Below are 25,817 nucleotides of genomic sequence, written 5' to 3' on the forward strand. Positions count from 1 at the left end.
ATCACCTGCAGCCACGCGATCAGCCACAGCCACGGCTTGCGCCAGCGGGCGTGTGATGGAACGGATGATGGAAATGGCCAGAAACAAGGCCAGGGCAACGGCTACGGCTGCGGCCAGCACAACGTCCTGCTGCAAGTCATTGACGGCACTTTCGGCATTCTGGCTCGCCTTGGCCATGTTCTGCGCCTGATACTCAAGCAGTTCCTGAATGACACGCTGATATTCCAGCTGAACCGGGATTTGCTTGTTAACCAGGACCTCCAGCGCGTCGTCAATGCGCCCCTTATCGTGCAAGTCAAGAAACTCGCTGCTCAGCTTGAAATAGGTCTCGCGCAGTTGCTGGATGCGCGCCAGCAAGGCCGTACCTTTTTCGGACTGCACGAGCTTTGCCAAGGCTTCCAGCTGCCCCGTGACCTCGGTGCGAGATACATCGATTTGCTCGCGTGCCGACTTTTGAATATCCGGTGCAGGAAAGAGCGCCAGGTTGCGGAACTCGATGGCCTGGTTGCTGCTCCCTTCTGCTACGACCCCCAGAGCCTTGGTAATCGGGTTATAGCGATGAACGATATCGTTCATCACTTCACGCTGGGCAGACGACAGAAACAGCGTGATGCCACCCAACGCCATCAACAGCAGCACCATCACCAGAAATGAAATGGCAAGTCGTGTCAAAATCCTGAAGCGGCTTATTCTCGCCATCCCCCATTGAATGTTTTTGTTTTCACGGCCTTCCCGCTCCCTCTCTAGTGAATACTTAATAACTCTCAGCTTTTAAAATTCGCCTGAAACAGCATTTCCGCGCTACAGGAACTGCCCATCAACGCAAGCGCTGATCAGTAACTTTTGTCTGACCTGAATGCCAAGGCGATCAAGGTGCTTGAAACGTGGAAACAGACTACACATCTACAAGCGGAGTTAGGCACGACCAGTTCACTACCGACACGTACTCATTTGGTGATCTGTTCCTGTGAAAATTTGGAGATGACCGCAGAAGGATTTCCAAGACCAGACCCTACTGCAAAGGATTGACGGCCTTGCCAAATTCTTAACGACCTCCATGAAATTCTCCTTGACTACTGACTTTGGCAAAAATCCTAGCTATCTATTAGGTGGTACACCATGCCAAAAGCTCACGAATACTAAGAGTTAGCAACTTGGACCGCTTTTGCAAAAGCGGACATTCCATCGTCCTTCCAGACAAATATTAGAAAAAGTGTCAATTTTTCTGATGACGCTCATATGCCCTGCGACGCCATTTGTTTAAAATCGGAGATCGCTTTTGCGTTTCAGAAAAACCTTTAAATAAACGTCAAATCAGGTACAGCTGCAGTCTTTCATTCCTCGAATAAAACGTGCCGCATGGTTAATAATCAATTTCCCGGCTACTTAGATTTTTCGGTCCCACAGCGAGATGGTGCTGATGAACGCGCTTGTCTCGCAGGACGAGACCCTCGACGACGAGGCAGTCGTGGCCACACTTCAATCTCAGTTTGCCGAGCGGATTGCATCAACGGCGTGGTTTAGCACCAGCATGGAAGACTTGGCGGCGTTGCACGTCTTCGCCTCGGAAACCAAGCTGTCGCCGCATGCGCTTGATGCCACGGTCGACCAGTGGGCCGACAAGGCCCGGAGCTATGTGATTCTTCGCAAACTACGGGAGATTGACACCCCAGCAGCGATAACCCAACTGAGCCGACTGACCCAGAACGGGGTCTTTAAAAGAATCGAGGGGGCCATTCAGGCATTGGTGAATGACCAACACGGACCGGCAAGGCTGCTGAAGCTGGATGGTTCGTCGTTCGGGGCCATCGACGCACGGCAAGTCGCTAGCGTGCTTGCTGCATTGGTACAAGGCCGGCCAGATGTCCTTCACCAAGTTCTGGACAACTGCACAAAACAGAACACGGAAACGACCGAAGACCTCGCGTTTGAACTTGTTTCCGCCATTCCCAAACCTGGCACCAAAGCACTCGACTACCTGCAGGAGTTTGTAGACCACGCCGGCCGAGGCGGAAAACGCTTCAGCGTCATCTATTTCGCACGCCTGTTTGAAGAGCGCGAGCCTGTTGAAGGCTCGCCAAACACACACCACCTGCATTCCCTCGCCTGCAACCACGGTCGGACAAGCCTGTTCGAGACGGCAATGGCCGTACTGGCTGCTGAGACCTTGTTTGCAATCGCGGAACGCCGCTTTTCGCTCGGGCGACTGCACGATGAGCCAAGACATCCAAATGTTGACTCCGAGCATTGCTGTCCACTCGGTCTCCTTGCCGCTCTTGTCCTGAGATAGCCGCATGGCAGTGTTCAGCGCAGCGCTTGAATTGCTCAAAGGCGGCCACCGGTGGCGAGTACGAAGTTGTGCTGTCAACCAGTGCCTGCTATTGAGAACGCTAGCATTTCCCACAGATTCGGTAGCTCAGGAATCCTTTATCGCGGCTATTGCTGCTTCGACCAACGGGTTGCCTGTGGCTTGATTCCATGCGACCGCCGTAGTTATGACACTCAGCTTTTTAGCCAGAGGACGTACTACACATGTCTCATGTGCCACTTTCTTCATCCCAGAGGGAATCAGAGCCACACCTTGCCCGCACCCCACAAACGCAATTTGCGAAGCAACAGAACTGACCTCATGAACAACGCGTGGCGAGAAGCCTGCATTGCGACAAGCAGACACCAGGCTATCGAAATAGCTGGGACTTACGTGTCGGTAGAACATTACGAAATCCTCTTGCGCCAACAAAGCCAGTGGAATTCGCGTTCTTCCCGCCAGTGGATGTTTTTTTGGCAAGGCCACGGCCAAGCGGTCCTCACGTAGCGGGATGGTTTGGATTCCGCTTCCAAGCTCGCCCTCCAGCCTGGCGAATGCAATGTCAATATCGCCTGCATGAAGCAGTGGAACCGCTTCCACGCTGTCAATCTCTCGCATTGAGATGGTCACATCGGGATGGGTAGCTTTCATTTTTACGATCAGCGATGGCAAAACCTCCACCATGGCGGTACTGATTGCACCGATGGTCAACATGCTGCGCTGTCCTGCTACCGCTTCGCGAACTGCGAATTCAAGACGCTCCAGTTGATCGGCAAATTTTCGAACTGCGGGAAGAATGGCTGCTCCCGCATGCGTGAGCCTGGTGCCACGTCGCGAGCGCTCAAACAGTTTGACCTTGAGAGACTGCTCCAGGATTTGGATTTGCTCCGTGAGCGGCGGCTGGGACATGTTCAGCCGCTTGGCAGCGCGGCCGAAATGCAGTTCCTCGGCGACGACGAGAAACAGCCACAAATGTCGTACAAGGCGGAAGTTGATCATGCCATCCTGATATGTTGAGGCTATCGTAGCATTCCCTATTGGGTATTAGACATATCAAGCGTCACCCCACAGCATGAGACCCTTTCAACAGGCAAGGTTTTTTATGCTCGACTTTTCCGCCGTAATGTCCGCCGCCATTGTTTGTGTGGCGGGGGTCATCAGTCCCGGCCCTAACTTCGTGGCTGTAACGCACAGAGCAGTTTCGTCATCGAGGTTTGAGGCAATTGCCATGGTTTTCGGGATTGCCCTGATCAACATGCTGTGGGCTGCGGCTGCCGTATTCGGTGTAGGTCTGCTGGTCACATCGCTGCCGTGGATGTTCTGGACCATCAAGTTGATGGGGGCCGGCTATCTGATCTGGTTCGGCATTCAACTCCTCATACGATCAGCGCAGCCCCTCGGGATAGGTAATACATCGAAAACCAAGACAACTTTTAGCGCGGCCCTGCGTGCCGGAATAACCACGAACTTGGCAAATCCAAAATCAATGGCGTTCTATGCGTCGATGTTCTCCGGGACCATACCTGCTCAGGCATCGACAGAGACGCTAATCATGTTGGTGGCAATGGTTGGAACGATCGCTGTCATCTGGTACGGCAGCGTAGCGCTTGCACTATCAGTAAAGCGGATGGCAAATTTATACCGACAGGGGAAGTCTGCTATAGAGCGAACCTGTGGCTTGATTCTTATATTGCTGGGATGTCGCCAAGGACTGCTCTAAAAATTGGGAATGTCCCAATGGGTTTGGCAGCACCCATCGTGATTCGATATAGCGGAATTCCAGCATCTCCGATGGCGGCCTGTTAGCGAAGGGCTGCTGCTCACCTGAAAACAATCATTGGAGGAGCGATTGTCTTGGTGCTCTGAATCAAGTAACGAGTGGCGTACTCTGCTCGACAAGCTTTTTCGGGTCCGGCAAGCTTTATTTGCTCTACTCACACGTACCTGTACAGCAGTTGCCTACTTGGGGTCCACACTTTTTCGCATGCGAAACTTGCTGGCAGCTAAACCGGCAGAACCTTCCATACAGAGCCAAGACCAAAGCTGGCCTTACATCTAGCACAGGACTCCGAGGCTAGCAGAATCACAGAATCACAATTGGGACATTGCCCCTCGGGCCCGTTCTGCAGTGCCGTTTGCTGCAGTCGCTTCAATTCTTCTGCTTCCCAAACTGGGTCCTTCCAGTCGGAAGTAACTTCCAAACGCCTTTTTGCGGCAGCAAAGTCGTTTGCAGACAATCGGCCTGCTGCTTGTTGGGCGTGAAGTAACTTCAGCCGTGATTCTTGCCAAACCGGGTCAAGACGCCGTAGATGCACGTAGACAGGAGCCAGAGCTATACGCAGTGCTGAAGGCTCCATCCCCGCGTAGTGCAAATGGAGTTCGCCGAAGTTGGCAATCAGTGTGAGAAAGGTATGAACCTTCGTCTTTGACGTGAGAAGGTTCAGGACCGTGGCTACAGCCATGCCTTCCAATGCTCCGTCAACACCGAAGCCTCCGCCAATAAAGCCACCGCCAGTGGTGACGGAGCCTGGACCGGAAATATTCAGCTCCGCGGGTTCGGCAAGGCTGAAGGTTGCAGTGCGGTCTGCATTGATACAGTGAACATTATTTTTACCAAAACTGAGCTTGATCTTGCTGCCGATAGCAAATGGAAGCCGTTTGCACCAAGAACGGTGCAGTCGGCAAGACCAGGGTTGTTTGTGTCTGCAGCGGCCATTTCTCCTCCTTGTAGAGACAAATTATGTCTTGCTGCTGAGCTCTGGTCGGGATAAGCTGGCCCTACCCTGAGACGCTTGGCGTACAGTCAAGTGCAGATGCTTAGCGGCATGCCTTCTTTTCAATGGACGGGCGCAATCTATGCGCCTCGTGTTCTAAGTGTCGCTCGGGAAGTGTGCTCCAAAGTGCCGACCGCAGGGTCATACTCCTGCACTTGCTCCGTATTCCGGAAACAAAAAAGCCCGCTTACAGCGGGCTTTTTGTTGCAGACTCTGGTTTCGTCTGCACGTTTGGTAGGCGCGATTGGACTCGAACCAACGACCCCCACCATGTCAAGGTGGTGCTCTAACCAGCTGAGCTACGCGCCTGTTGTTCTGTTCGATGAAGCAATTGTAGCACGGGTTTTTCACTCATTTTTTGAGAGCTAACATTTTCTTGTCATCGAGCGCTGCCAGCTGCAATTGGGACTTACATCAGCGCCTTCTGGCCGAGCGAACGCCGGAAACACTAGCCACGATGCCAAGTACCTTGTTGAGGCGTCCCGAGTCTGCCACTTCCACCGTGAAGGTCATCCACGCCGTCCCTTTGACGGACTGGGTCTGCACTCCGATGACATTGGTCTTCTCGCGTGCAAACACGTCCGAGATGTCGCGCAGCAGACCTTGACGATCGGCTGCCTCGACTGCGACGTCCACGGGATAAACCGGCCCACCCTTGTCCACATGCTTGGGTGTGCCCCAGTCGACCTCGATGACACGCTCGGGGCTCTTGGCCATCATCTCGCGGAAATTGGAGCAATCGCAGCGGTGCACGCTCACCCCCTTGCCACGGGTCACAAAGCCGCCGATCTCGTCCGGAGGAGCGGGCTTGCAGCATTTGGCCAGCTGCGTCATGAGCGAATCGACGCCCACCACCAGCACCCCGCCGCGCGAAGAGTCATGGCCGCGCGCCTTGCGCACCGGCGTGAATGCGTCTTCCTCTGGCGTTTCTTCACTGGGACGCAGCACTACTTCGATATTGCGCAGTGAATACTCGTCCTTGCCCACGACTTCAAACAACGCATCGGCAGACTTGAAGCCCAGTTGCGCCGCCAGCTCTTCGAGCTTGATCGCCGTCTTGCCCTCGCGCTGCAGCAGCTTCTCAACCGCCTCCCGACCGCGCGACACGGTTTCGTGCGTGGCCTGGGCATTGAACCAGGCACGCACCTTGGCCTTGGCCCGGTTGCTGACCAGATATCCCAGGTCGGCATTGAGCCAGTCGCGGGAAGGCCGGTCTTCCTTGGCCGTGTTGATCTCCACGGTCTGACCGCTTTCCAGAGCGGTGTTCAGCGGCACCATGGCTCCGTCCACACGCGCGCCGCGGCAACGATGACCCAGACTGGTGTGCACCGAGTAGGCAAAGTCCACCGGCGTGGCTCCTTGCGGCAGCTCGATCACGGCCGCATCGGGAGTCAGCACATAGATGCGATCTTCGAACAGACCACGCTGGGCCGAACCCGTCAGATCGCTGCCCCAGGCCAGCAACTGGCGCAGCACGGCGATCTTGGCGTCATATTCGCTGGACGCTGACACGCCCGCATAGCCCTTGGTGCCAGCTTCCTTGTAGGCCCAGTGCGCGGCCACACCGTGTTCGGCATGGTCGTGCATGGCCTGGGTACGGATCTGGATCTCTATGGTGCGGCCGGTTTCATCGCGCACCACCGTGTGCAGCGACTGATAGCCATTGGGCTTGGGTTTGGCGATGTAGTCGTCAAACTCCTTTTCCAGCGGTGTGAACTGCTCATGCACCCAGGACAGGGCTGCATAGCAGTCCTTGACCGTAGGCACGATGACGCGCATGGCACGGATATCGAACAGCTGGTCAAAGCTCAGCGACTTGCCGCGCATCTTCTTGACAATGCTGTAGATATGCTTGGGACGCCCTTGAACCGAGGCGCTGATGCTGTGGGCGCGCAAGTCGCCTTCGAGGCGCGCACGCATCTGCTCCATATAGGCCTCGCGCTCGACGCGCTTTTCGTCGAGCAGACGCGCAATCTGGCGGTAGGTATCGGGCTCCAGAAATCGGAAGGCCAGATCTTCGAGCTCCCATTTGATCTGCCAGATGCCCAGGCGGTTGGCCAGCGGCGCAAAGACATACAGCGCTTCGCGCGCGATGCTGGGCGAGACCGGGCTCTTCTCGGCCGCGTAGTAGCGCAGCGTCTGCAGGCGCGACGCCAGGCGCAGCAGCACCACGCGCAGATCGCGCGAGAAGCCCAGTAGCATCTTGCGCACGTTCTCGGTCTGCGTGGCCACGCCATCGACATGCTGGCTGCTCAGCTCCGCGTCTCGCGCCTGCTGCTGCACGCGGATGAGCTTGATGGTCTCGACCGCCAGGGTCGCAAAATTATCGCCAAACGCCTTGGCAATCACTTCCTGCGGCTTGTTCAGGTGCACGCTGGCATGCACCAGATAAATGGCCGCCTGCATGGTTTCAGAGCCGCCGATTTTCTTGAGGATGGCGGCAACGGCGTCGGCGTGGGTCAGGGTGTTTTCACCGGTCTCCATGACTTCGCCGGCAATCAGCGGTTCTGCAAAGGCGCGGGCGCGCGCCAGCGCATTGACTTGATCGGGCAAAACCTCGGATGTGGCGGTAATCAGATGCGGCGTAGGCTCCGTGAGCTTGGGTGCGGCGTCAGAGACGGTGGTTACGGTATCGCTGGTCTTCATGCAGCTTCCTCTTGGGCCTGCTGCGCAAGACTGATGCTCGCAGGCAGACCCTTATCCCCTTGTAAAAACTTTTGTATCAAAGCCACTTGTCCCGGCACTACCAGTGTTGGAGCATGTCCCACGCCTTCCAGTTCCGTGCAATGCGCCCTGGGGCCACGTTCGGACATGGCTTGGGCGGTACGGCTCGAAAGCAGATCGGACTCGGCCCCTCTGATAAGCAAAACCTGTGCCGTAATCTGGTCGTAAAGCTGCCAGAGCAAGGCCTCACCGGCCTGAGCGGTCTCGCGCGTCATCTGGGCCATGGGCACTGCAATACGGGGGTCGTAATGCAGCACCACGCCCCCTTGGGGATCTGGCTTGATCATGGCCTGCGAGAGCCGGCGCCACTGCTCATCGCTATGTGGGCCGAATCCTTCGGAAATCAAGCGCATGGCGGCGGCTGCGCTCTCGAAGTTGGGAAACTGCAAGCTTTTGCCGACATAGGAACCGATGCGTTCCAGCGACTCCCACTCAATGGTCGGGCCGACGTCGTTGAGCACCAGCCGTTGCACAGGCACCGGCAACGGAAGACCGTGCTGGCCCACGATGCCCATGGCGATCAGGCCGCCCATGCTGGTGCCGACCCAATCCAGGGTTTCAATCGGCGCCTGAGCATGCAGCTGGGCCAGCAACGCCAACATATCGGCCGCGTACAGCGGCAGCTGATAGCCCAAGGGGTCGGCCAACCAGTCGCTTTCGCCGCGCCCCACCACATCGGGGCAGATCACCCGGGCAAAGCGGCTGAGCTCGGTGGCCAGCACATCAAAGTCCCGCCCCTGGCGCGAAAGGCCATGCACGCAGATGATGACATGAGGATGTCTTGGATTGCCGGTACGGTTCCATTCCCAGTACGCCATGCGGTGGGTGCCCTCGGGTTGAGCCCCAAGCTGCTCCCGGCGCTGAGCGCTGGCCCAGGTGGGAGCCATTGCAGAGGCTCCGGGACACGATACGTAATTCAGCGTAGGTTGATTCATGGAGAGCGTGTTTTCAGGACCGGGGCCGATAATGGCTGTGTCGCATCGTAATTCATTCGGAGACCTTGTATGTCCATGTTGAAAGGCAAAACCGCTCTCGTGACGGGATCGACCAGCGGAATCGGCCTAGGTATCGCAATCGCTCTCGCACGCCAGGGCGCCAATATCGTGCTCAACGGCTTTGGCGATGTCGAAGCACCACGCGCCCAGGTACTGGATGCCGGCAAGTCGGCCGACATCAAGGTCGGCTACCACGGTGCGGACATGAGCAAGACAGCCGACATCGAGGCCATGATGAAGTACGCCGCTGCCGAGTTCGGCCGCGTCGACATCCTGGTCAACAACGCCGGCATTCAGCATGTGGCCAAGGTGCAGGACTTCCCCGTGGAGAAGTGGGATGCCATCCTCGCCATCAACCTGAGCAGCGCCTTTCACACCACGCGTCTGGCCCTGCCCGCCATGCAGCAGGCCAACTGGGGCCGCATCATCAACGTGGCTTCGGTGCACGGCCTGGTCGGCTCGGCCGAAAAATCGGCCTATGTCGCCGCCAAGCACGGCATCGTCGGCCTGACCAAGGTGACGGCGCTGGAAAACGCCACCACCGGCGTGACCTGCAACGCCATCTGCCCCGGCTGGGTGCTGACGCCGCTGGTGCAAAAACAGGTGGATGCCAAGGCTGCCGCCCAGCACATCAGCAATGAGGATGCAACCAGACAGCTGCTGGGCGAAAAAGAGCCTTCCATGCAGTTCACCACGCCCGACGAGCTCGGCGAGCTGGCCGTCTTCTTCTGCTCGGCCGCGGCCAACAATGTGCGCGGCGTGGCATGGAATATGGACGGCGGCTGGGCTGCACAGTAGCCACCGCAGAGCTTGCGCGAAAGCTTTTATCAATTAGATAGCATCTAGCGCTTGACAGAAGACATATTCCTCATTAAATCATGATGAAAATCAAAAAGGAGCAGCGCAAGCTGCTCCTTTTTTCATACAAACCTGATGCAGATTCGATCACTGCATCTGAATCGAGCCGCCGACGGTGACCGTCACCTCGGCGCGGTCCGCCTCCACCGGCACGGGCGCGGCATCCGCATAGCTGGCCTTGGCCATGCTCATCATGCGCGGGCGCGGCATGGGATGCCCGCCGCCGCCGCTGCTGCTCACATTGACCTCGCGCAGGCTGTAGCCTGCAAAGCCGAAGCTCTTGGAGATGGCCGCAGCACGCTGGCGGAAGTTCTCGATCGCCTTGGCCTGGGCTTCGCCTTCCACCTTTTCCCGAGCCTCGCGCGAGAGGCCGAAGCTCATGCTGCCCAATGTCATCTCCTGCACCTTGGCCGCCGCCTGGGTGATGCGCACGAAGTCACGCCCCTGCAGCACGATTTCGGCCTGGCCCTGCCAGCCTTCGATCTTGCCGTTGTTGCCATAACGCGGCGAGATGGAGAAATTGCCGGTGCTCAACTCCATCTGCCGACCTTGCGCATCGTTACGCAGCGTGGTCATGGCGGACTCCACGATCTTCTGCAACTGGGACTGCACCGAAGCGGCATCGCGGCCGTCCTTGCTGGCCGACAGCGTTGCCGTCATCCAGTCCTGTTTGACCTCCACCGTGCCCTGGGCCGACAGCTGCACCACATTGGCGGGCCTTTGCGCGTCACGCGCTGCGGCCTGCGCCCAGACATTGCCGCCGGCACATGCCGCAGCCAGCGCGAGGGCGGCAGCCGCGGCGCGAGAAGAAGAGGAAGACTTGGAAAATTGATTCATGCGGTTCACCTTGTAAGTAAATCAGGCCATGCAGATACACATGCATTTCACCATTGCGCAAAGCCGCTGCTGTGCAGCATGTCAGCCCAGAGTGTGACTTTATGTACGAATAGCCGACATTAGACACACCATCAGAACAAACATTGAAACAATAGGGCAAAATACTCTTAAAAAGTTCCTCAAGAAACATTTATTGTTCTATTTACAAACGCAACAATCGTAACAAGTGGCAAGACTTGGGCTTGTTTTGCTGGATTTTTTGGATCTAGCGATAACAATGGGCCAGTTACAAATAAATCGATAAGGACGATCATGGCAACGACGAACAACCGTACTGACAAGATCCTCGTGGTGGATGACGATGCACGCATCCGCGACCTGCTGCGCCGCTATCTGACGCAGGAAGGCTTCGAGATCATGATTGCCGAGGACGGCAAGGCACTCAACCGCATCCTGCTGCGCGAGACTGTCGATCTGATCGTGCTTGATCTGATGATGCCCGGCGAGGATGGTCTGTCCATCTGCCGCCGCCTGCGCTCGGCCAACGACCGCACCCCCATCATCATGCTGACCGCCAAGGGCGAGGACGTGGACCGTATCGTGGGCCTGGAAGTGGGCGCCGACGACTATCTGGGCAAGCCCTTCAACCCGCGCGAGCTGCTGGCCCGCATCCATGCCGTGCTGCGCCGCCGCCCGCCCCAGGAAGCACCGGGCGCCCCCTCCGGGGACAACGAGGTGGTCACCTTCGGCCCCTTCACCTTCGACCTGGGCACCCGCGTGCTGCAAAAGAATGGCGAAGAGCTGCCGCTGACCACGGGCGAGTTCGCCATGCTCAAGGCCCTGGTGCGCCACCCGCGCCAGCCGCTGTCGCGTGAAAAGCTGGCCCTGCTGGCCCGCGGCCGCGAGTTCGAGCCCTTCGACCGCAGCCTGGACGTGCAAGTTTCGCGCCTGCGCAAGCTGATCGAGGAGGACGCTGCCGCACCGCGCTATATCCAGACCGTCTGGGGTGTGGGCTATGTGTTCGTACCCGATGGCATGAACTGATACCCCCTTCCTCCACTGCAACAAGCCGCCCGCTGCGCGGCTTGTTGCGCTTGGGTACCGACCCGTAAGTCAAGCTCTTTCAACAACCACCTGTAGATAGACACTTTTTGGACAAACCGTAACCCGAGTCGCCCATATTGGGCGTACCCTCGGGTCCAGTTATTTCCGCATTGCTGTTCATGAGCGCTTTTCACCATACGCCGCCCGACGCCACCAGCCCCGTACCCCTGGAGTACGAGCGGCGCAGCACAGCGCGCTCCCCTGTGGGGCTGAACCTGTTCTGGCGCACCTTCTGCCTGCTGGCACTGCTGCTGGTGGGCAGCATCCTGGCCTGGCTGCAGACATTACGGGCACTGGATTTCGAGCCCCGCACACTGCAGACGGCTAAACAGGTGGCCTCACTGGTCAACCTGAGCCGCGCCGCACTCGAGCATTCGGATGCGATCAACCGCGTCTCCCTGATCAAGACCATGGCCGACCAGGAAGGCGTGCGCATTCTGCCCCGCGAGCCCGGCGACTCATTCGAGCTGCTGGAGCAGAACGCCCTGGGCCAGAAGCTGACTGAGGAGCTGACCACCCGCCTGGGCTACGGAACCGTGGTGGCGCGCAGCGTCAACGGGGAGCCTGGCCTGTGGGTGGGCTTCACCATCAATGGCGACCGCAACTGGATGCTGATGGATCAGTCGCGCTTCACTCCCGCCAGCGGCCAAACCTGGCTGATCTGGCTGATCACGGCCGCCCTGCTCTCGCTCATCGGCGCGGCCGCCATTGCCCGTCTGATCAACCGCCCGCTCAAGCAGCTGTCTTATGCGGCCAACCGCGTGCGCGAGGGCGACTTCGACGCCAGCCAGCTTGACGAGGAAGCCGTGACCAGCGAAATCCGCGAGGTCAACATCGGCTTCAACCGCATGGCGCAGAAGCTGGCCAAGCTGGAGCAGGACCGTGCCGTGATGCTGGCCGGCATCTCCCACGACCTGCGCACGCCGCTGGCGCGGCTGCGCCTGGAGACCGAGATGAGCGTCTATGACGATGTGGCGCGCGAGCACATGGTGGCCGACATCGTGCAGCTGGACGCCACCATCGACAAATTCCTGGACTACGCCCGCCCCGATCATCGCGTCATGCTCAGCCCCGTGGATCTGCACGCCGTGGTTGCCTCCTGCGTCTATGCCGTGCAGGACCACCGCGAGCTGCAGATCACCATGAACGTGCCGGAAGACCTCTATGTCATGGCCGATGAGGTGGAGCTGGCACGCGTAATCTCCAACCTCTTCGAGAATGCACGCCGCTACGGCAAGACCCCGTCCACCGACACCACCGAGGTGGACGTGGTCGCCAAGGAAAGCGAGAAATGGGTGGTCATCCGCATCCGCGACCATGGCAAGGGAGTGCCTGCCGAGCAACTGGCCAACCTGACCCAGCCCTTCTTCCGCGGCGACACGGCGCGCACGGCAGCCGCTGGCGCGGGCCTGGGCCTGTCCATCGTGGACAAGACAGTGCAGCGCATGGGCGGCATGTTTGCCCTTTCCAACTCATCGACAGGCGGCCTGGTCGCCCATCTGCAGCTGCAGCGCGCCATGGGCGTGACGGCCGGTGCGGCGCCCGAGCAGCGCCTGCAGCGCCCCCAGGTCAAGCGCAATCTGCCGCGCGACAAGAAGGATGACGAGGCCGTGGAAGACTGAATCGGCATGCCTCGGGGGCACAATCGGCAGGGTCTTTCAACCATCTGCCGGAGAGTCCCGATGCAAGCCCGATGCCTGTGCCAAGCCGTTCTCGTCACCGCACCCGACACCCACGAAGTTCATGTCTGCCACTGCAGCATGTGCCGGCGCTGGGGAGAAGGCCCCGCCTTCACCCTGCATGGCGGCACGGCGGTGCAGACCAGCGGCCCGATCACGCGCTATGCATCCTCGCCCTGGGCCGAGCGTGTCTTCTGCAGCAGCTGCGGCACCCACCTCTTCTATCGCCTGCTGGCAAGCAACGAGCATTTTCTGTCTGCCGGGCTGTTCCAGGATGCACAGGGGCTGACACTGGCACAGCAGATCTATATCGACGAGAAGCCCGACTATTACGCGCTGGCCAATGACACCCCGACCCTGACCGGGGCCGAAGTGCAAGCCCTCTACGGCGATTCGTGAGCAGCTTTCACCGCGAGCATTGCGTGAAACAGGGTCAGGCAGCCCACACCAGCAAGGCCACTGCACGAGCTTCCATGGCCTGCTGCTGACCCACAGGCCCGAGCTTCTCGGCCGTCTTGGCCTTGACGTTGACCTGCTCAATATCCAGCTCCAGCACCTGGGCAATACGCTCGCGCATCTTCTCGATATGGGGTGCCAGCTTGGGCGCCTGGGCCACGATGGTGCTGTCGATATTGCCGATCTCGAAGCCCTTGGCGCGCACGCGCCTGGCAGCTTCGGCCAGCAGCACAGCGGAGTCAGCCCCCTTGAACTGCGCGTCGGTATCCGAGAAATGGCGGCCGATATCGCCCAGCGCCGCAGCGCCGAACAGCGCATCGGTGATCGCGTGCAGCAGCACGTCGGCATCAGAATGGCCGAGCAGCCCCAGCGTATGAGGTACTTCGACACCGCCCAGAATCAGCTTGCGCCCAGGAACCAGGGCATGGACATCCCAGCCTTCACCAATACGAAAATTCATAAAAATCCTTGTCAAACCCTTGCTCAGAAAGCGCAAGCAGCTATCAAATTAAATACTATCTGTGCCAATCCGGCTCGGACATGGCCTTGCCCGTCGCCAAACTCAGTCGATGGCGAATCCGTCTAGCCACGCGCCTTGCGCTGCAGCAGCACAGCCTCGGCCAGCGCGAAGTCGTCGGGATAGGTCACCTTAAAATTCTGCGCACCACCCGGCACCAACCTGGGTGAGTGACCGGCCAGCTCCATGGCGCTGGCTTCGTCGGTCACGGCAGCGCCCGCCGCCTGCAGCGCAGCCCGCAAGGCTGCGATACGGAACATCTGCGGCGTCTGAGCCAGCCATTTGTCGCTGCGCTCCACCGTCTGCGCCACACGCGCCGGGCCCGCGCCGGCGGCCTGCTGCTTGAGCGTGTCGGGCAGCTTCAGCGCCAGCAACCCGCCCACCGCATCCGGCAGGCAGGCATCGATCAAGGCATTGACCTGCGCCGATGCGACCAGGCAGCGCGCCGCGTCATGCACCAGCACCCAGTCCTCGCCGCTGGCCCCCATGCGCAGCAACTCCTGCAGGCCGTTGCTCACGGTCTCTGCACGGGTGGCTCCGCCACAGGCAGCGATGCCGAGCCGATCGTCCGTGGCGCGCCCCTGCCAGAAACCATCGGCAGCAGAGACCACCAGCAGCACCTTGTGCATGCGCTCCACCGCCAACATGGCGGCCAGCGTGTGCATGACCATGGGCTGGCCCGCAACACTCTGGTATTGCTTGGGCAGCTCGGGGGCCGGGGAATCAGCGGCAATGGCGCGCAGACCGACGCCCGCGCAGGGAATCAGCCCCCAGCAGCGGGGCGCAGATGCCGGCGACGACGCCGCTGCAGCGTTTGCCTTATCGTCCGTCATGGACTCAGGCGAGAAAAACCGATCTGTCATGCACAGTATTTTAAAATCAGCATTTCGTCCGAAAGCCCCTGAGATCCATCGAAGACCTGCTTTCGACTTGCATCGCCTTGAGGTGTCCCCATTTTGAGTGAATGCGCCGCCAACCATCAGCTCCGCGCTGATTGGGCTGTGAGCCCTGCCTTTGATGGCCGGGCTCGCCCGCATTCAATCTGTCCCCCGTTTTTTCGCATCCAGCCCGCACCTGTGTGCCGCTGCCTGCGCTCGTCTGTGAAAAACCATGCAACTGCCCAAGCTCACCCCCGGTAAACGCTTTCACCTGCCCCGCCCTGTCGGCAGCGCCGACGCGCTGCTGCTGGCCAGGCTGGGCGAGCGTGAAAAGCAAGACGGCCGGGTCACCGCCATCGTCACGGCCGATGCCGCCGATGCCCATCGCCTCATGGAGGAGATGGCCTTCTTCGCCCCCGAGCTGCGCTGCGCATTGTTTCCCGACTGGGAAACCCTGCCCTACGACAGCTTCTCGCCACATCAGGATCTGATCAGTGAGCGCCTGGCCACGCTGTGGCGCATCAACCAGCGCGACAAGCAGCATGGCGCCGATGTGGTCATCGTGCCCGCCACCACGGCTCTCTATCGCCTGGCCCCGCCCTCGTTTCTGGCCGGCTACACCTTTGAATTCAAGCAGGGACAGAAACTGGATGAGGCAAAGCTCAAGGCCCAGCTCACGCTGGCGGGCTACCAGCATGTGTCCCAGGTGGTCAGCCATGGCGAATACGCGGTGCGCGGCGGCCTGATCGATCTGTTCCCCATGGGCTCGCTCCAGCCCTACCGCGTGGACCTGTTCGACGACGAGATCGACTCCATCCGTACCTTCGACCCCGACACGCAGCGCAGCCTCTACCCCGTGCCCGAGGTGCGCCTGCTGCCCGGCCGCGAATTCCCGATGGACGAGGAGGCACGCGCCAAGTTCCGCAGCCGCTGGCGCGAGCTGCTCGAGGGCGACCCCACGCGCAGCCGCATCTACAAGGATATGGGTGTGGGCATTGCCACGGCCGGCATCGAGTACTACCTGCCGCTGTTCTTTGACGAGACGGCCACCGTCTTTGACTATCTGGGTGACGAGGCCACCGTGGTGCTGCACGGCGATCTGGAGCCTGCCTTCCAGCGCTTCTGGCAGGACACCAAGGACCGCTACCGCCTGGTGCAAGGCGACCCCGACCACCCTGCGCTACCGCCCGAGACCCTGTTTCTTAGTGCCGACCAGTTCTATACCCGCAGTAAGGAGCATGCCCAGCTGGCCTTGCGCCCGGGCACCGAAGATGTGGCCGACAGTGCCATCTTCCAGAAGCTCGAAGACCTTTCCGTGCTGCGCGGAGCCGATGACCCGCTGGCCAAGCTGCAAAAACATATAGCAACCAGCGCAAGCCGGGTCTTGCTTCTGGCCGAATCCGATGGCAGGCGCGAGAGTCTGCTCGACTTTTTCCGCGCCTCGGGCGTCAACCCGCCCGTGTTCGATTCTCTGGCCGAGTTCCAGGCCGATGCCACCGAAAAGGTCGGCATCGCCACCTCCAGCCTGATGACGGGCTTTGCCTGGATCGAAGAAGGCCTGGACTTCGTCACCGAAACCGAGCTGTTTGCCAGCAGCCCCACGGGGCGCCGTCGCCGCCGCCAGGAGCAGGTCAGCGATGTGGAGGCCCTGATCAAGGACCTGTCCGAGCTCAAGGTAGGAGACCCCATCGTCCATTCCGACCACGGTATCGGCCGCTATCGCGGGCTGATCAACATGGACATGGGCCAGAAGAACCCGGACGGCACGCCCGCGCTGCAGGAATTTCTGCACCTGGAATATGCGGCCGATGCCGTGCTTTATGTGCCTGTCAGCCAGTTGCACCTGATCAGCCGCTACACCGGCGTCTCGCCCGACGATGCGCCGCTGCACAAGCTGGGCGGCACACAATGGGAAAAAGCCAAACGCAAGGCAGCCGAACAGGTGCGCGACTCGGCCGCCGAACTGCTCAATATCTACGCCCGCCGCGCCGCGCGCCAGGGCCATGCCTTCCGCTTCCCCACGGCCGACTACGAGCAGTTTGTGGCCGACTTCGGCTTCGAGGAAACAGCCGACCAGCGCGCCGCCATCCATGCCGTGGTGCAGGACATGATCAGCCCCCAGCCCATGGACCGCCTGGTCTGTGGCGATGTGGGCTTCGGCAAGACCGAGGTCGCACTGCGCGCGGCGTTTGTGGCGGCCATGGGCGGCAAGCAGGTCGCCTTCCTGGCCCCCACCACGCTGCTGGCCGAGCAGCATTACCAGACCCTGGTGGACCGCTTCTCCAAATGGCCGATCAAGGTGGCCGAAGTGTCGCGCTTTCGCTCGGGCAAGGAGATCACTGCTGCCATCAAGGGCATCTCGGACGGCACGGTGGATATCGTGGTCGGCACGCACAAGCTGCTGTCCGAGTCCACGCAGTTCAAGAACCTGGGCCTGCTCATCATCGACGAGGAACACCGCTTTGGCGTGCGCCACAAGGAGGCCATGAAGGCCATGCGTGCCGAGGTCGATGTGCTGACGCTGACGGCCACCCCGATTCCGCGCACCATGGGCATGGCGCTGGAGGGGCTGCGCGATCTGTCGGTGATCGCCACGGCGCCGCAGCGGCGCCTGGCCATCAAGACCTTTGTGCGCAACGAGGGCACGGGCGTGATTCGCGAAGCCGTGCTGCGCGAGCTCAAGCGCGGCGGTCAGATCTACTTCCTGCACAACGAGGTCGAGACCATAGAGAACCGCAAGCAGAAGCTGGAGGAAATCCTGCCCGAGGCACGCATCGCCGTGGCCCACGGCCAGATGCCCGAGCGCGAACTGGAGCGCGTGATGCGCGATTTCGTGGCCCAGCGCTACAACATATTGCTGTGCTCGACCATCATCGAGACCGGCATCGACGTGCCATCGGCCAACACCATTCTCATCAGCCGCGCCGACAAGTTCGGTCTGGCCCAGCTGCATCAGCTGCGCGGGCGCGTGGGACGCAGCCACCATCAGGCCTATGCTTATCTGATGGTGCCGGATCTGGACGGCCTGACCAAGCAGGCCCAGCAACGGCTGGAGGCCATCCAGCAGATGGAGGAGCTGGGCTCGGGCTTCTATCTGGCCATGCACGACCTGGAAATCCGTGGCGCCGGCGAGGTGCTGGGCGAAAACCAGAGCGGCAACATGATGGAAGTGGGCTTTCAGCTCTATAACGAGATGCTGTCCGAGGCCGTGCGCAGCCTCAAGGCCGGCAAGGAACCCGATCTGCTCTCTCCGCTGTCGGCCTCCACCGATATCAATCTGCACGCCCCGGCCCTGTTGCCCAACGACTACTGCGGCGACGTGCATCTGCGCCTGTCCTTCTACAAGAAGCTGGCCACGGCCAAGACGGCCGATCAGATCGATACCCTGCTCGAGGAAATCGTGGACCGTTTCGGCAAGCTGCCGCCCCAGGCGCAGACCCTGATCGACGTGCACCGCCTGCGCGTGCTGAGCCAGCCCTATGGCGTGGTCAAGGTCGATGCTGCCCCCGGCGTGATCAACATCAGCTTCAAGCCCCAGCCGCCGATCGATCCCATGAACATTATTCACCTGATCCAGAAGAACAAGCACATCAAGCTGGCGGGCAACGAGAAGCTGCGCATCGAAAAAGAGCTGGAGAACCCCAAGGATCGTGCCCAGATGGTGCGCGATGTGCTGCGCAGCCTGGGTCAGCCGCTCAAGAGCGAAACAGCTGTTCATGCCTGACAAGGCTGCTGACAAAGCCAGCAGGGCTATTGAGCCCAGTCCAATGCAGACGGCGCAAGATGGCGACGGAACCTGACTTTCCGAGCCGCCATGTTTCTTGAAGCCGCCATTGCCCTGCTGGCCTTGTTTCTGGCCCTGCTCTGCCGCCCCTGGCGCATGCTGGGCAGCCGGACCGGCCCCGGCGGCATGCATGACCCGGTGCTGTCGCCGCTGATCACACCGCTGCTGGCCATTCTGGTGCTGCTACCCTGGGTCTGGGCGCTGCCAGAGCTGCACAAAATGCCTTTGCAACTGCACTGGTCTGGTGCACCGCTGGTGCTGCTTCTGATCGGCTGGCCGCTTGCGGTGCCGGTACTGATTGCGACAAGCGCCGTTGCCTTTGCGCTGGCTCCCGCACTCGGACTGCAGGACGCTCTGGGCCTGGCGGTCTGGCAGGGGCTGGTGCCGGCCACGCTGGCCATGCTCTGGGGGGCAGCAGTGCGCCGCTGGTGCTGGCACAACATCTTTGTCTTTATTTTCTTGCGCGGCTTCCTGGGCACGGTTGTGTGCGTGTTCATTGCGTCCTTGCTCGGCCAATGGGCCGGGCATGTGCTGCCCAATGTCAACGACGAGCTCTCGCACATGGCACGCTGGCTCATGGCCTGGAGCGACGGCGTGACCACCGGTATGCTGACAGCGGTATTCGTGGTGTTTCGCCCGCACTGGGTGGCCACCTGGTCCGATGCCCTGTATCTGCAGCCGCCTGGCAATCCTGAAAGCTGAGGCCGTCGAAGCGCCTTGAGCTCTGCCACTTTCCCGGCCACTGCGCAAACCGCATCTTTCCCATCCGGCAAAACGCCAAGGCATTTGGCACAGGGTTTGCTCATCATCGGGCTATCGCACCGCGGCAATCACCAAGCTGGTGCATATCTTGAGAGAGAGAGAGGGATCGCATGCTGCTCCAACCCGTCCGCAATATTGCTCACTGCAAAATTCGCCATGCCGCTCACGCCATGACCCGCCCCGCACTGGCCTGCGCGCTGGTGACAGGCTTTGCAGCCACGGCCCAGGCACAGGACGCCTATCCCGAGCGCGCAGTCAAGGTCATAGTCGCGCTGCCCGCAGGAGGCAGCGCCGACATGATTGCCCGAGTCGTGGGGCAAAAGCTGGCCAGCGAACTCAAGCAGCCTTTTGTCGTGGACAACCGCGCCGGTGCCTCGGGCCAGATCGGCACGCCGGCCGTGGCACGTTCCGCCCCAGACGGCTATACGCTGATGGTCTCGCCTGCCTCATTCCTGACCACCAACAAGAGCATCTTCAAATCCCTGCCCTATGACCCCGAGGCCGACTTCGCGCCCATCAGCAAGCTTGTGAATCAGCCCATGGTGCTGGTGGTCAAGGACAGACAGAAATTCCCCAATGTGGCTGCCGTGGTGGCTGCCGCCAAGGCCGCCCCGGGCAAGCTGACCTTTGCCTCATCCGGCGACGGCAGCCCCCAGCACCTGGCCGCGCTGATGTTCGAGACGCGTACCCAGGCCAAGATGCTGCACGTGCCCTACAAGGGCGGCGCACCAGCCGTCAACGATACGCTGGCGGGCAATGTGGACATGCTGTTTGCCGTGCTGCCCGAAGCCCTGCCCCATATCCAGGCCGGCAAGCTGCATGCTCTTGCGCTGATGGCGCCTAGGCGCGCGGCCATGCTGCCCAACACCCCCACCATGGCGGAAGGCGGTTTTGCCGACCTCAACCTCTCGGCCTGGGTCGGCCTGTTCGCACCGGCCAAGACGCCGCAGCCCGTGATCGACAAGCTCAACCGCGCCGTGCGCGTTGCACTGGACAGCGAGATCAAGACCAAACTGGGTGAAAACGGCATGGAGGTCGCGCCATCGACTCCCGAGCAGCTCAGGCAGACCGTGGCCCAGGACATCAAGCTGCATGCCGAGCTGGTCAAGGCTGCAGGCATTCAACCGCAGTAAGCAGGCACCGCCTCGAACAGCACCAGGGGGCAGACTCAGGGGTGAATGGCAAGCCGAAGCCCGCCACAACAGCGGATAATGGCGGCCATCTTGAGGAATGGCGCAGACCCGATCTCCGCCATTCCCCTTTCTGCTACCCCCTCATTCGCACGATTCGCAATGACCGACGCCACCGAATTCGCTCCCGGCCTGATGATCCGCGGCTTTACCGCTCCCCAGAAGCTGGCGGACTACAAGCTCATCGCCTTTGATATGGACTCGACGCTGATCACCATCGAGTGCATCGACGAGATTGCCGACGCCACGGGCAAGAAGGCCGAAGTGGCGGCGATTACCGAAGCCACCATGCGCGGCGAAATCACCGACTTCAAGGACAGCCTGCGCCAGCGCGTAGGCAAGCTGGTCGGAGTGACCGAGGCCGACATGGCCCGCGTTCTGGCCGAACGCCTGAAACTCTCGCCGGGTGCCGAAACCCTGGTCAAGGCCGCCAAGGCCGCGGGCCTGAAGGTGCTGCTGGTTTCGGGCGGTTTCACCTACTTTGCCGAGCATGTGCGCGGCCTGCTGGATATCGACTTTGTGCGCGCCAATGTGCTGGAGATCAAGGGCGGAGCACTGACCGGCGGTCTGGTCGAGCAGGCCTGGGGCGACATCTGCGACGGTGCAGAAAAGCGCCGTACCCTGCTGGAAGTGGCCTCGCTGATCGGCATCGATGCCAGCCAGTGCATTGCCGTGGGCGACGGCAGCAACGACATTCCCATGATGCAAGCAGCCGGCCTGTCCGTGGCCTACCATGCCAAGCCACGCGTGCGCAACGAGGCCAAGGTCGCCATCAACGAGGGCGGCCTGGATCGCCTGCTGGAAGTGCTCCGATAGGCTGGCACAAGTACCCGCCCATCAGCCGCGGCCCTGTCGTCCAGGGTCAGCGGCTTTTTTGCGCCCGCTGCGGCACAGCCATCCCCGACAGCTTTGCTACAGTGCCATGCATCTCCCTCAACCCAGTCGAAAGGTCAGAGCATGAGCCAACTCAGAATCGCCGTCATCGTGGGCAGCCTCAGCAAGCAGTCCATCAACCGCCAGCTCGCCCAGGGCCTGGCCGCACTCATGCAGGACAAGGCCGATTTCGAATTCATCGATATCAACCGCCTGCCGGTCTACAACCGCGACTTCGACAACACCCCCGATTTCAAGCCCTTCGACGACCTCAAGCCCCAGATTCGCGGCTGTCACGGCGTTCTGTTTGTGACGCCCGAATACAACCGCTCCATCCCCGCATCGCTCAAGAACGTGCTCGACGGCCTGAGCCGTCCCTATGGCCAATCCGTCTGGGCAGGACTGCCGGCCGCCGTGATCGGCAGCTCGCCCGGCGCGGCCGCCACGGCCATGGCCCAGCAGCACCTGCGCAATGTACTGGTGTCGCTGGACATGCCCACCCTGCCCCAGCCCGAAGGCTTTGTGCGCTGGTCCGACACGCTGCTCGACGCCGACGGCAAGATCGGCCAGAGCAGCCATGACTTCCTCGTCAAGTACATGACACGCTTTCTGGACTGGGTGCAGTTGCACCAGAAGCGCTAAAGCAATCTTCCTCTGATTCGATAGCATGCCCCGCTTACGCATCAAGCGCTGTGGGGCTTTTTCATGACTATTTCCCTGCATTGAAGACTGCTGGAACTTTTGCGCACGCAGACTGTTCCTACAATAGCGTGCTGCCTCATACATCACACAACATCCGGCCGCCAGGATTCGAGCCCTGTCCTTTTACGGACAGTTTCAGCTCGGCACCTTGAAAATCCACCTCTCGACTTTAAATACCATAGCAAGCAAGCCTTTTGCAACAACCGTTGCAAGGCATGCTGGTTGTCTTCGCTCGTCAGAGTGCAGGCGGCCGTCTATGACAACCATGACTGGAAACCATTTCGTGAAGACTTCGTACCGTGCTGCCGCATCCGTGATTGCCATCGCCATCGCCTCCCTGACCGTGCCTTCGCTGGCACAGGCCAAGCGCATGGGCAGCAGCAAGTCCGTGCGCCCTGCCAGCATCGGCAACAAGGCGCCGGCTCAGCCCGCACCCGTGGCTCCTGCCGCCGCACCCGCAGCTGCAGCGGCACCTGCCGCTCGTGGCTCCGGCATGATGGGCACCATGGCCGGCGCTGCCGTCGGTGCCGTTGCCGGCACCATGGCCGGCAACGCCATTGCCGGCGCCATGGGCGGTGGCGACAAGGAAGCCGAAGCCAAGAAGGCCAAGGAAGAAGAGGCCAAGAAGGCCGAAGCCGAGGCCGCAGCCCTGCAAAAGCAGCTGGACGAGGCCAAGGCCAAGGCAGAAGCCGCTCGCGCAGCTGTCAAGTAATCAACAGGCCTTGTTGGCGCCCGGCACACCGGGCCTGCGGCCACTGTCAAAAAAGGGATGCACCTGCATCCCTTTTTTGCATCCTTTTCGTCACGCTCTGCATGATTTTGTGCCACCCGGCACACGCAAGATGCAGGGCCACAGCCATGCACCATGAGCTGGCCGTGGCCGCCGATGCCGGCCTCCACCGCGATCTCAGGCGCTCCAGACAACGGCCATGATCGCTGCAGCCGCAGCCAGAATGCAGGCAGCCACAGCCGCCCCGCGGGCAGCGATGCTGATCAGGGCAACGACGAGCAATGCGCCCGCCGATAGCCAGCCCAGCCAGGCCACGACGCCTACGGACCAGCCCCAGGCCTGTACGCAGGGCATGACCGCCGCAGCCAGCAGCCCCGCTCCCACTGCGCGCAGCAGACCTGCTCGCGCCGCAGAGATCTCCATGGCAGCCGTGAGCTGCTCGTGGTGGCGTTCCATGGCAAACGCCAGCGCCGCCATGCCCGCAAAGCTCAGTGCAAACGCCAGCCACGATGCTTGCAAGACATTCATGCTCCCACCTCTATCTTGCCCGCTGAAACCGGGCTTTCCGAACGGGCGCTGCGGCGCCGCAGATAGCGCCAGGCCCAGGCTGCAAGCAATCCCATAGCCATGGCGCTCAGCTCCACCCCTGCGCTCTCCCAATCGCCGCGAGCGATCTGCGCAGGCAGACTGTCACCGACCGTGATCCAGTTCAGTAGCGGCAGCAGCAGGCACAAAGCGGCCAGCAGGCCCAGTTGCTCCCGCCATGCCGCTGCGGGCGCACGCACCAGAGCATGCAGCAGCGCCAGACTCCAGAGCCCGAAAAACACCGCCAGCTCCCAACTCGCTCTATGGGACAGCCCGACAGGAACCAGGCGGTTGGCCCACAGATAGCCAATGCAACCCAGGCCCAGACCGGCGATGGCCGCAACATTGAGTCCTTCGACGAGCCGGTACACGCGCGCCGTGGCGCTGCCGAACTCGCCGGCCTGCCGGCCCAGGTGCTTGCCGCGGCGCTTGACCATGAACAGGATGGCGCCGCTGGCCATCATGGCGCTGCCCGCCAGCCCGCAGAGGAAATACAGCCACTTGAGCGCCTGACCGCCGAACTCCACCTGGTGCAGACTGCCTATCACCGACTTGGCCATGGAGGCGTCACCACCGTCCACCTCACCAGGCTGGCGCAGCCTCAGCACCTCGGCTGTCGCCGCCGAAAACATCACCATGCCGGTCGTCGGGTTCAGGCGCTGCTGCATTTCCTCTTCGCTGTTCCAGCCGTAGACGCCGATGCGTGCCGCCGCATCGCCGGGGTTGTCCACGACCACCGCCCGCACTGGCTGGCCCATTAGTGCCTGGGCGCGTTGCACAAACGGCTCCAGCTGCGGAACCGCCATGGACCGGCTCAAAGGCGCCGGTCTGTCCGACTCGTTGAGCGCCACCACATAGTCGCGCAGTCCCTGGCTGCCCGTGCCGAAATAGGCCGCAATGCCGGCCGGCATCAAGGTCGAGGCGGAGATGGCAATCCCCGTATAGGCGATCATGATCTGAAACGGCAGCGTCAGCACCGCCACCGCATTGTGGGCATCCAGCCAACTGCGCTGCCCCTTGCGAGCACGAAAGGTGAAGAAGTCCTTGAAGATGCGCCTGTGCGTGATGACCCCGCTGAGCAGCGCCACCAGCATGGCCATGCCCGCAATGCCGACCACCCAGAGTCCTGCCTGCCCTGCATGCAGCCGATAGTGGAAGTCCACGAAATGGTGGCCACCCTTGGTGGCGCGCACGGCGCCATGAGTCTGATCCTTGCCCAGCGGCTGCCCGGTGGCGGAATCCAGTTCAGCCGCAGCGTACTGGCGCTTTTCATCGAACCAGTAGACACGCAGGTCGCCAGCGCCCTCGGCATCCGAAGGCCACAGCTCCCACATCTCGGCCCCCGGATGGTGTTTTTCCATATAGGCCAGGCCCCAGGCCAGGCGTTGACCCAGATCACCCCCACGCTGGCCGGAAGCACGGGCGGCCGCCTGCGCCTGCTCCTGGGCGTGATGCTCGGGTGTCATCCAGTGGGAGATGGGCTCCTCGAAGACCGCCAGCGTCCCCGTGAAAAAGACCGCGAACAGCAACCAGGAAAACCACAGGCCGCACCAGGTGTGCAGCCAGGCCTGGGCCTGGCGAAAACCGCCCTGGCCTGCTCCGCCCGCATTTTTACGCTCGGCCATGCTCAAGCTCCTCCAGCCAGCCAGGCCGAGGCGCCCGCCAACACGAAGGTGGGCAGCAGCAGACCCAGCCAGACGCGGCCCGGCGACACCGGCGAGAAGGCCCAGATCACGGCCAGCAGATACACGGGAAAACTCCACAACATACCAGCCAGCACCGACTCGGCACGCGGCTCGGAGAGGACCGTCGCCAGGAATACGGCCAGGGCGCTGGCCAGCAGATAACCGCCCAGGACGGCGGCCAGCAGCCGGGACAGGACGCTGCTGCCCACAAAGCGTAGAAAGAATGGAGTCATGACATAAGGAAAGAGATGGAGGCCCCGGACAGCCCGGGGCGAAGCAGGCCGCAAGGCCCTTTCTCTATGTATGACAAACGAAAACCCAAAAAGGGTCATCCGCGCCGCGCCCTGGCACAGGCCGGCCCGAGCAGCAGTGCCGC

The 25,817-nt window shown here is 61.1% G+C and carries 22 protein-coding genes and 1 tRNA gene; 12 read left to right on the plus strand and 11 right to left on the minus strand.

Going from position 1 to position 25,817, the window contains the following annotated elements; genetic code table 11:
- On the minus strand, positions 1-699 hold a 699-nt coding region (locus F3J24_RS19885), incomplete at its 3' end, for an MCP four helix bundle domain-containing protein (protein ID WP_255498938.1).
- Positions 700-1,411: 712 nt separating this feature from the next.
- On the opposite strand from F3J24_RS19885, the gene F3J24_RS19890 reads away from it, so the two are divergent.
- Positions 1,412-2,290: a hypothetical protein gene (locus F3J24_RS19890; protein WP_167009989.1), complete on the plus strand. Its 879-nt coding sequence runs from the start codon at positions 1,412-1,414 to the stop codon at positions 2,288-2,290.
- 126 nt (positions 2,291-2,416) lie between these two features.
- On the opposite strand, the gene F3J24_RS19895 is transcribed toward F3J24_RS19890, so the two are convergent.
- Positions 2,417-3,307 carry a LysR substrate-binding domain-containing protein gene (locus tag F3J24_RS19895; protein WP_167009991.1) on the minus strand — a complete coding sequence of 297 codons (891 nt, stop codon included), beginning with the start codon at positions 3,305-3,307 and terminating at the stop codon, positions 2,417-2,419.
- A gap of 103 nt (positions 3,308-3,410) precedes the next feature.
- Here F3J24_RS19895 and F3J24_RS19900 point away from each other — a divergent pair, with 103 nt between their 5' ends.
- On the plus strand, positions 3,411-4,028 hold the full coding sequence (locus F3J24_RS19900) for a LysE family translocator (RefSeq protein ID WP_167009993.1): 618 nt from the start codon (positions 3,411-3,413) through the stop codon (positions 4,026-4,028).
- Between the two features lie 1,286 nt (positions 4,029-5,314).
- Here the strand turns inward: F3J24_RS19900 and F3J24_RS19905 are convergent.
- The 3 genes from F3J24_RS19905 to F3J24_RS19915 all read right to left on the minus strand — a co-directional run bounded on the left by F3J24_RS19905 (position 5,315) and on the right by F3J24_RS19915 (position 8,741).
- Positions 5,315-5,391, minus strand: a tRNA-Val gene (locus F3J24_RS19905).
- Between the two features lie 105 nt (positions 5,392-5,496).
- Entirely contained in the window at positions 5,497-7,728 is a 2,232-nt protein-coding gene (locus F3J24_RS19910) for a bifunctional (p)ppGpp synthetase/guanosine-3',5'-bis(diphosphate) 3'-pyrophosphohydrolase (RefSeq protein ID WP_167009995.1), read from the minus strand.
- Positions 7,725-8,741, minus strand: coding sequence for an alpha/beta fold hydrolase (locus tag F3J24_RS19915; protein ID WP_205244874.1), 1,017 nt, complete (start codon positions 8,739-8,741; stop codon positions 7,725-7,727). Before F3J24_RS19915 ends, F3J24_RS19910 begins: the two co-directional genes overlap by 4 nt.
- Before the next feature lie 75 nt (positions 8,742-8,816).
- Between F3J24_RS19915 and F3J24_RS19920 the strand changes: the two genes are divergently transcribed.
- On the plus strand, positions 8,817-9,599 hold the full coding sequence (locus F3J24_RS19920; RefSeq protein WP_167010463.1) for a 3-hydroxybutyrate dehydrogenase: 783 nt from the start codon (positions 8,817-8,819) through the stop codon (positions 9,597-9,599).
- Between the two features lie 147 nt (positions 9,600-9,746).
- Here the strand turns inward: F3J24_RS19920 and F3J24_RS19925 are convergent, their stop codons facing one another.
- Positions 9,747-10,496, minus strand: coding sequence for an SIMPL domain-containing protein (locus F3J24_RS19925; protein ID WP_167009997.1), 750 nt, complete (start codon positions 10,494-10,496; stop codon positions 9,747-9,749).
- Between the two features lie 312 nt (positions 10,497-10,808).
- Here F3J24_RS19925 and ompR point away from each other — a divergent pair, with 312 nt between their 5' ends.
- The 3 genes from ompR (at position 10,809) to F3J24_RS19940 (ending at position 13,678) form a co-directional block, all read left to right on the plus strand.
- A complete protein-coding gene (ompR, locus tag F3J24_RS19930; RefSeq protein ID WP_003055820.1) occupies positions 10,809-11,540 on the plus strand; it encodes a two-component system response regulator OmpR in 732 nt (243 codons plus the stop codon).
- A gap of 179 nt (positions 11,541-11,719) precedes the next feature.
- The gene (locus F3J24_RS19935; protein WP_167010000.1) at positions 11,720-13,222 is read left to right on the plus strand and encodes a sensor histidine kinase; all 1,503 of its coding nucleotides are present in this window, start codon (positions 11,720-11,722) and stop codon (positions 13,220-13,222) included.
- Between the two features lie 60 nt (positions 13,223-13,282).
- On the plus strand, positions 13,283-13,678 hold the full coding sequence (locus F3J24_RS19940; RefSeq protein ID WP_167010002.1) for a GFA family protein: 396 nt from the start codon (positions 13,283-13,285) through the stop codon (positions 13,676-13,678).
- A 34-nt stretch (positions 13,679-13,712) separates the two neighbouring features.
- Here the strand turns inward: F3J24_RS19940 and ispF are convergent, their stop codons facing one another.
- Both ispF and ispD read right to left on the minus strand, forming a co-directional pair.
- Positions 13,713-14,195 (minus strand): 2-C-methyl-D-erythritol 2,4-cyclodiphosphate synthase, encoded by a 483-nt coding sequence (gene ispF / locus F3J24_RS19945; protein ID WP_167010004.1) that lies wholly within the window; start codon positions 14,193-14,195, stop codon positions 13,713-13,715.
- A gap of 122 nt (positions 14,196-14,317) precedes the next feature.
- Positions 14,318-15,085 carry a 2-C-methyl-D-erythritol 4-phosphate cytidylyltransferase gene (gene ispD / locus F3J24_RS19950; RefSeq protein WP_167010465.1) on the minus strand — a complete coding sequence of 256 codons (768 nt, stop codon included), beginning with the start codon at positions 15,083-15,085 and terminating at the stop codon, positions 14,318-14,320.
- Between the two features lie 277 nt (positions 15,086-15,362).
- On the opposite strand from ispD, the gene mfd reads away from it, so the two are divergent.
- The 6 genes from mfd to F3J24_RS19980 all read left to right on the plus strand — a co-directional run bounded on the left by mfd (position 15,363) and on the right by F3J24_RS19980 (position 23,153).
- Complete coding sequence (gene mfd / locus F3J24_RS19955) at positions 15,363-18,854, plus strand: transcription-repair coupling factor (protein WP_167010006.1); 3,492 nt, start codon at positions 15,363-15,365, stop codon at positions 18,852-18,854.
- 90 nt (positions 18,855-18,944) lie between these two features.
- Entirely contained in the window at positions 18,945-19,616 is a 672-nt protein-coding gene (locus tag F3J24_RS19960) for a hypothetical protein (protein ID WP_167010008.1), read from the plus strand.
- A gap of 170 nt (positions 19,617-19,786) precedes the next feature.
- Positions 19,787-20,809, plus strand: a complete 1,023-nt coding sequence (locus F3J24_RS19965) for a tripartite tricarboxylate transporter substrate binding protein (protein ID WP_167010010.1) — start codon at positions 19,787-19,789, stop codon at positions 20,807-20,809.
- A 159-nt stretch (positions 20,810-20,968) separates the two neighbouring features.
- Positions 20,969-21,682, plus strand: a complete 714-nt coding sequence (gene serB, locus F3J24_RS19970) for a phosphoserine phosphatase SerB (protein WP_019044125.1) — start codon at positions 20,969-20,971, stop codon at positions 21,680-21,682.
- Between the two features lie 141 nt (positions 21,683-21,823).
- Positions 21,824-22,381: an NADPH-dependent FMN reductase gene (locus F3J24_RS19975; RefSeq protein WP_167010012.1), complete on the plus strand. Its 558-nt coding sequence runs from the start codon at positions 21,824-21,826 to the stop codon at positions 22,379-22,381.
- 316 nt (positions 22,382-22,697) lie between these two features.
- A complete protein-coding gene (locus tag F3J24_RS19980; RefSeq protein ID WP_167010014.1) occupies positions 22,698-23,153 on the plus strand; it encodes an ABC transporter substrate-binding protein in 456 nt (151 codons plus the stop codon).
- Between the two features lie 195 nt (positions 23,154-23,348).
- Here F3J24_RS19980 and F3J24_RS19985 read toward each other — a convergent pair whose 3' ends face one another.
- The 3 genes from F3J24_RS19985 to F3J24_RS19995 are packed head-to-tail and all read right to left on the minus strand — an operon-like array spanning position 23,349 to position 25,674.
- Positions 23,349-23,699 (minus strand): DUF3325 domain-containing protein, encoded by a 351-nt coding sequence (locus F3J24_RS19985; RefSeq protein WP_167010016.1) that lies wholly within the window; start codon positions 23,697-23,699, stop codon positions 23,349-23,351.
- Complete coding sequence (locus F3J24_RS19990; RefSeq protein ID WP_167010018.1) at positions 23,696-25,381, minus strand: PepSY domain-containing protein; 1,686 nt, start codon at positions 25,379-25,381, stop codon at positions 23,696-23,698. The genes F3J24_RS19985 and F3J24_RS19990 overlap by 4 nt, the downstream gene beginning before the upstream one ends.
- Positions 25,382-25,383: 2 nt before the next feature.
- A complete protein-coding gene (locus tag F3J24_RS19995) occupies positions 25,384-25,674 on the minus strand; it encodes a DUF3649 domain-containing protein (RefSeq protein WP_167010020.1) in 291 nt (96 codons plus the stop codon).
- Between the last annotated feature and the right edge of the window lie 143 nt (positions 25,675-25,817).

Origin of the sequence: Comamonas sp. Tr-654, assembly GCF_011752915.1 — a bacterium.
Classification (GTDB): Bacteria; Pseudomonadota; Gammaproteobacteria; order Burkholderiales; family Burkholderiaceae_C; genus Comamonas.

Bases quoted from the DNA above. Each gene is read 5' to 3' on its own strand.
- F3J24_RS19920 (WP_167010463.1), top strand. From the start codon at position 8,817: ATGTTGAAAGGCAAAACCGCTCTCGTGACGGGATCGACCAGCGGAATC.
- F3J24_RS19925 (WP_167009997.1), bottom strand. From the start codon at position 10,496: ATGAATCAATTTTCCAAGTCTTCCTCTTCTTCTCGCGCCGCGGCTGCC.
- F3J24_RS19900 (WP_167009993.1), top strand. From the start codon at position 3,411: ATGCTCGACTTTTCCGCCGTAATGTCCGCCGCCATTGTTTGTGTGGCG.
- ispF (WP_167010004.1), bottom strand. From the start codon at position 14,195: ATGAATTTTCGTATTGGTGAAGGCTGGGATGTCCATGCCCTGGTTCCT.
- ompR (WP_003055820.1), top strand. From the start codon at position 10,809: ATGGCAACGACGAACAACCGTACTGACAAGATCCTCGTGGTGGATGAC.
- F3J24_RS19910 (WP_167009995.1), bottom strand. From the start codon at position 7,728: ATGAAGACCAGCGATACCGTAACCACCGTCTCTGACGCCGCACCCAAG.
- F3J24_RS19890 (WP_167009989.1), top strand. From the start codon at position 1,412: ATGGTGCTGATGAACGCGCTTGTCTCGCAGGACGAGACCCTCGACGAC.
- F3J24_RS19895 (WP_167009991.1), bottom strand. From the start codon at position 3,307: ATGATCAACTTCCGCCTTGTACGACATTTGTGGCTGTTTCTCGTCGTC.
- F3J24_RS19965 (WP_167010010.1), top strand. From the start codon at position 19,787: ATGCTGCTCCAACCCGTCCGCAATATTGCTCACTGCAAAATTCGCCAT.
- F3J24_RS19980 (WP_167010014.1), top strand. From the start codon at position 22,698: ATGACAACCATGACTGGAAACCATTTCGTGAAGACTTCGTACCGTGCT.
- F3J24_RS19995 (WP_167010020.1), bottom strand. From the start codon at position 25,674: ATGACTCCATTCTTTCTACGCTTTGTGGGCAGCAGCGTCCTGTCCCGG.
- mfd (WP_167010006.1), top strand. From the start codon at position 15,363: ATGCAACTGCCCAAGCTCACCCCCGGTAAACGCTTTCACCTGCCCCGC.
- F3J24_RS19960 (WP_167010008.1), top strand. From the start codon at position 18,945: ATGTTTCTTGAAGCCGCCATTGCCCTGCTGGCCTTGTTTCTGGCCCTG.
- F3J24_RS19985 (WP_167010016.1), bottom strand. From the start codon at position 23,699: ATGAATGTCTTGCAAGCATCGTGGCTGGCGTTTGCACTGAGCTTTGCG.
- F3J24_RS19975 (WP_167010012.1), top strand. From the start codon at position 21,824: ATGAGCCAACTCAGAATCGCCGTCATCGTGGGCAGCCTCAGCAAGCAG.
- F3J24_RS19990 (WP_167010018.1), bottom strand. From the start codon at position 25,381: ATGGCCGAGCGTAAAAATGCGGGCGGAGCAGGCCAGGGCGGTTTTCGC.
- F3J24_RS19940 (WP_167010002.1), top strand. From the start codon at position 13,283: ATGCAAGCCCGATGCCTGTGCCAAGCCGTTCTCGTCACCGCACCCGAC.
- F3J24_RS19935 (WP_167010000.1), top strand. From the start codon at position 11,720: ATGAGCGCTTTTCACCATACGCCGCCCGACGCCACCAGCCCCGTACCC.
- serB (WP_019044125.1), top strand. From the start codon at position 20,969: ATGACCGACGCCACCGAATTCGCTCCCGGCCTGATGATCCGCGGCTTT.
- F3J24_RS19915 (WP_205244874.1), bottom strand. From the start codon at position 8,741: ATGAATCAACCTACGCTGAATTACGTATCGTGTCCCGGAGCCTCTGCA.
- ispD (WP_167010465.1), bottom strand. From the start codon at position 15,085: ATGACGGACGATAAGGCAAACGCTGCAGCGGCGTCGTCGCCGGCATCT.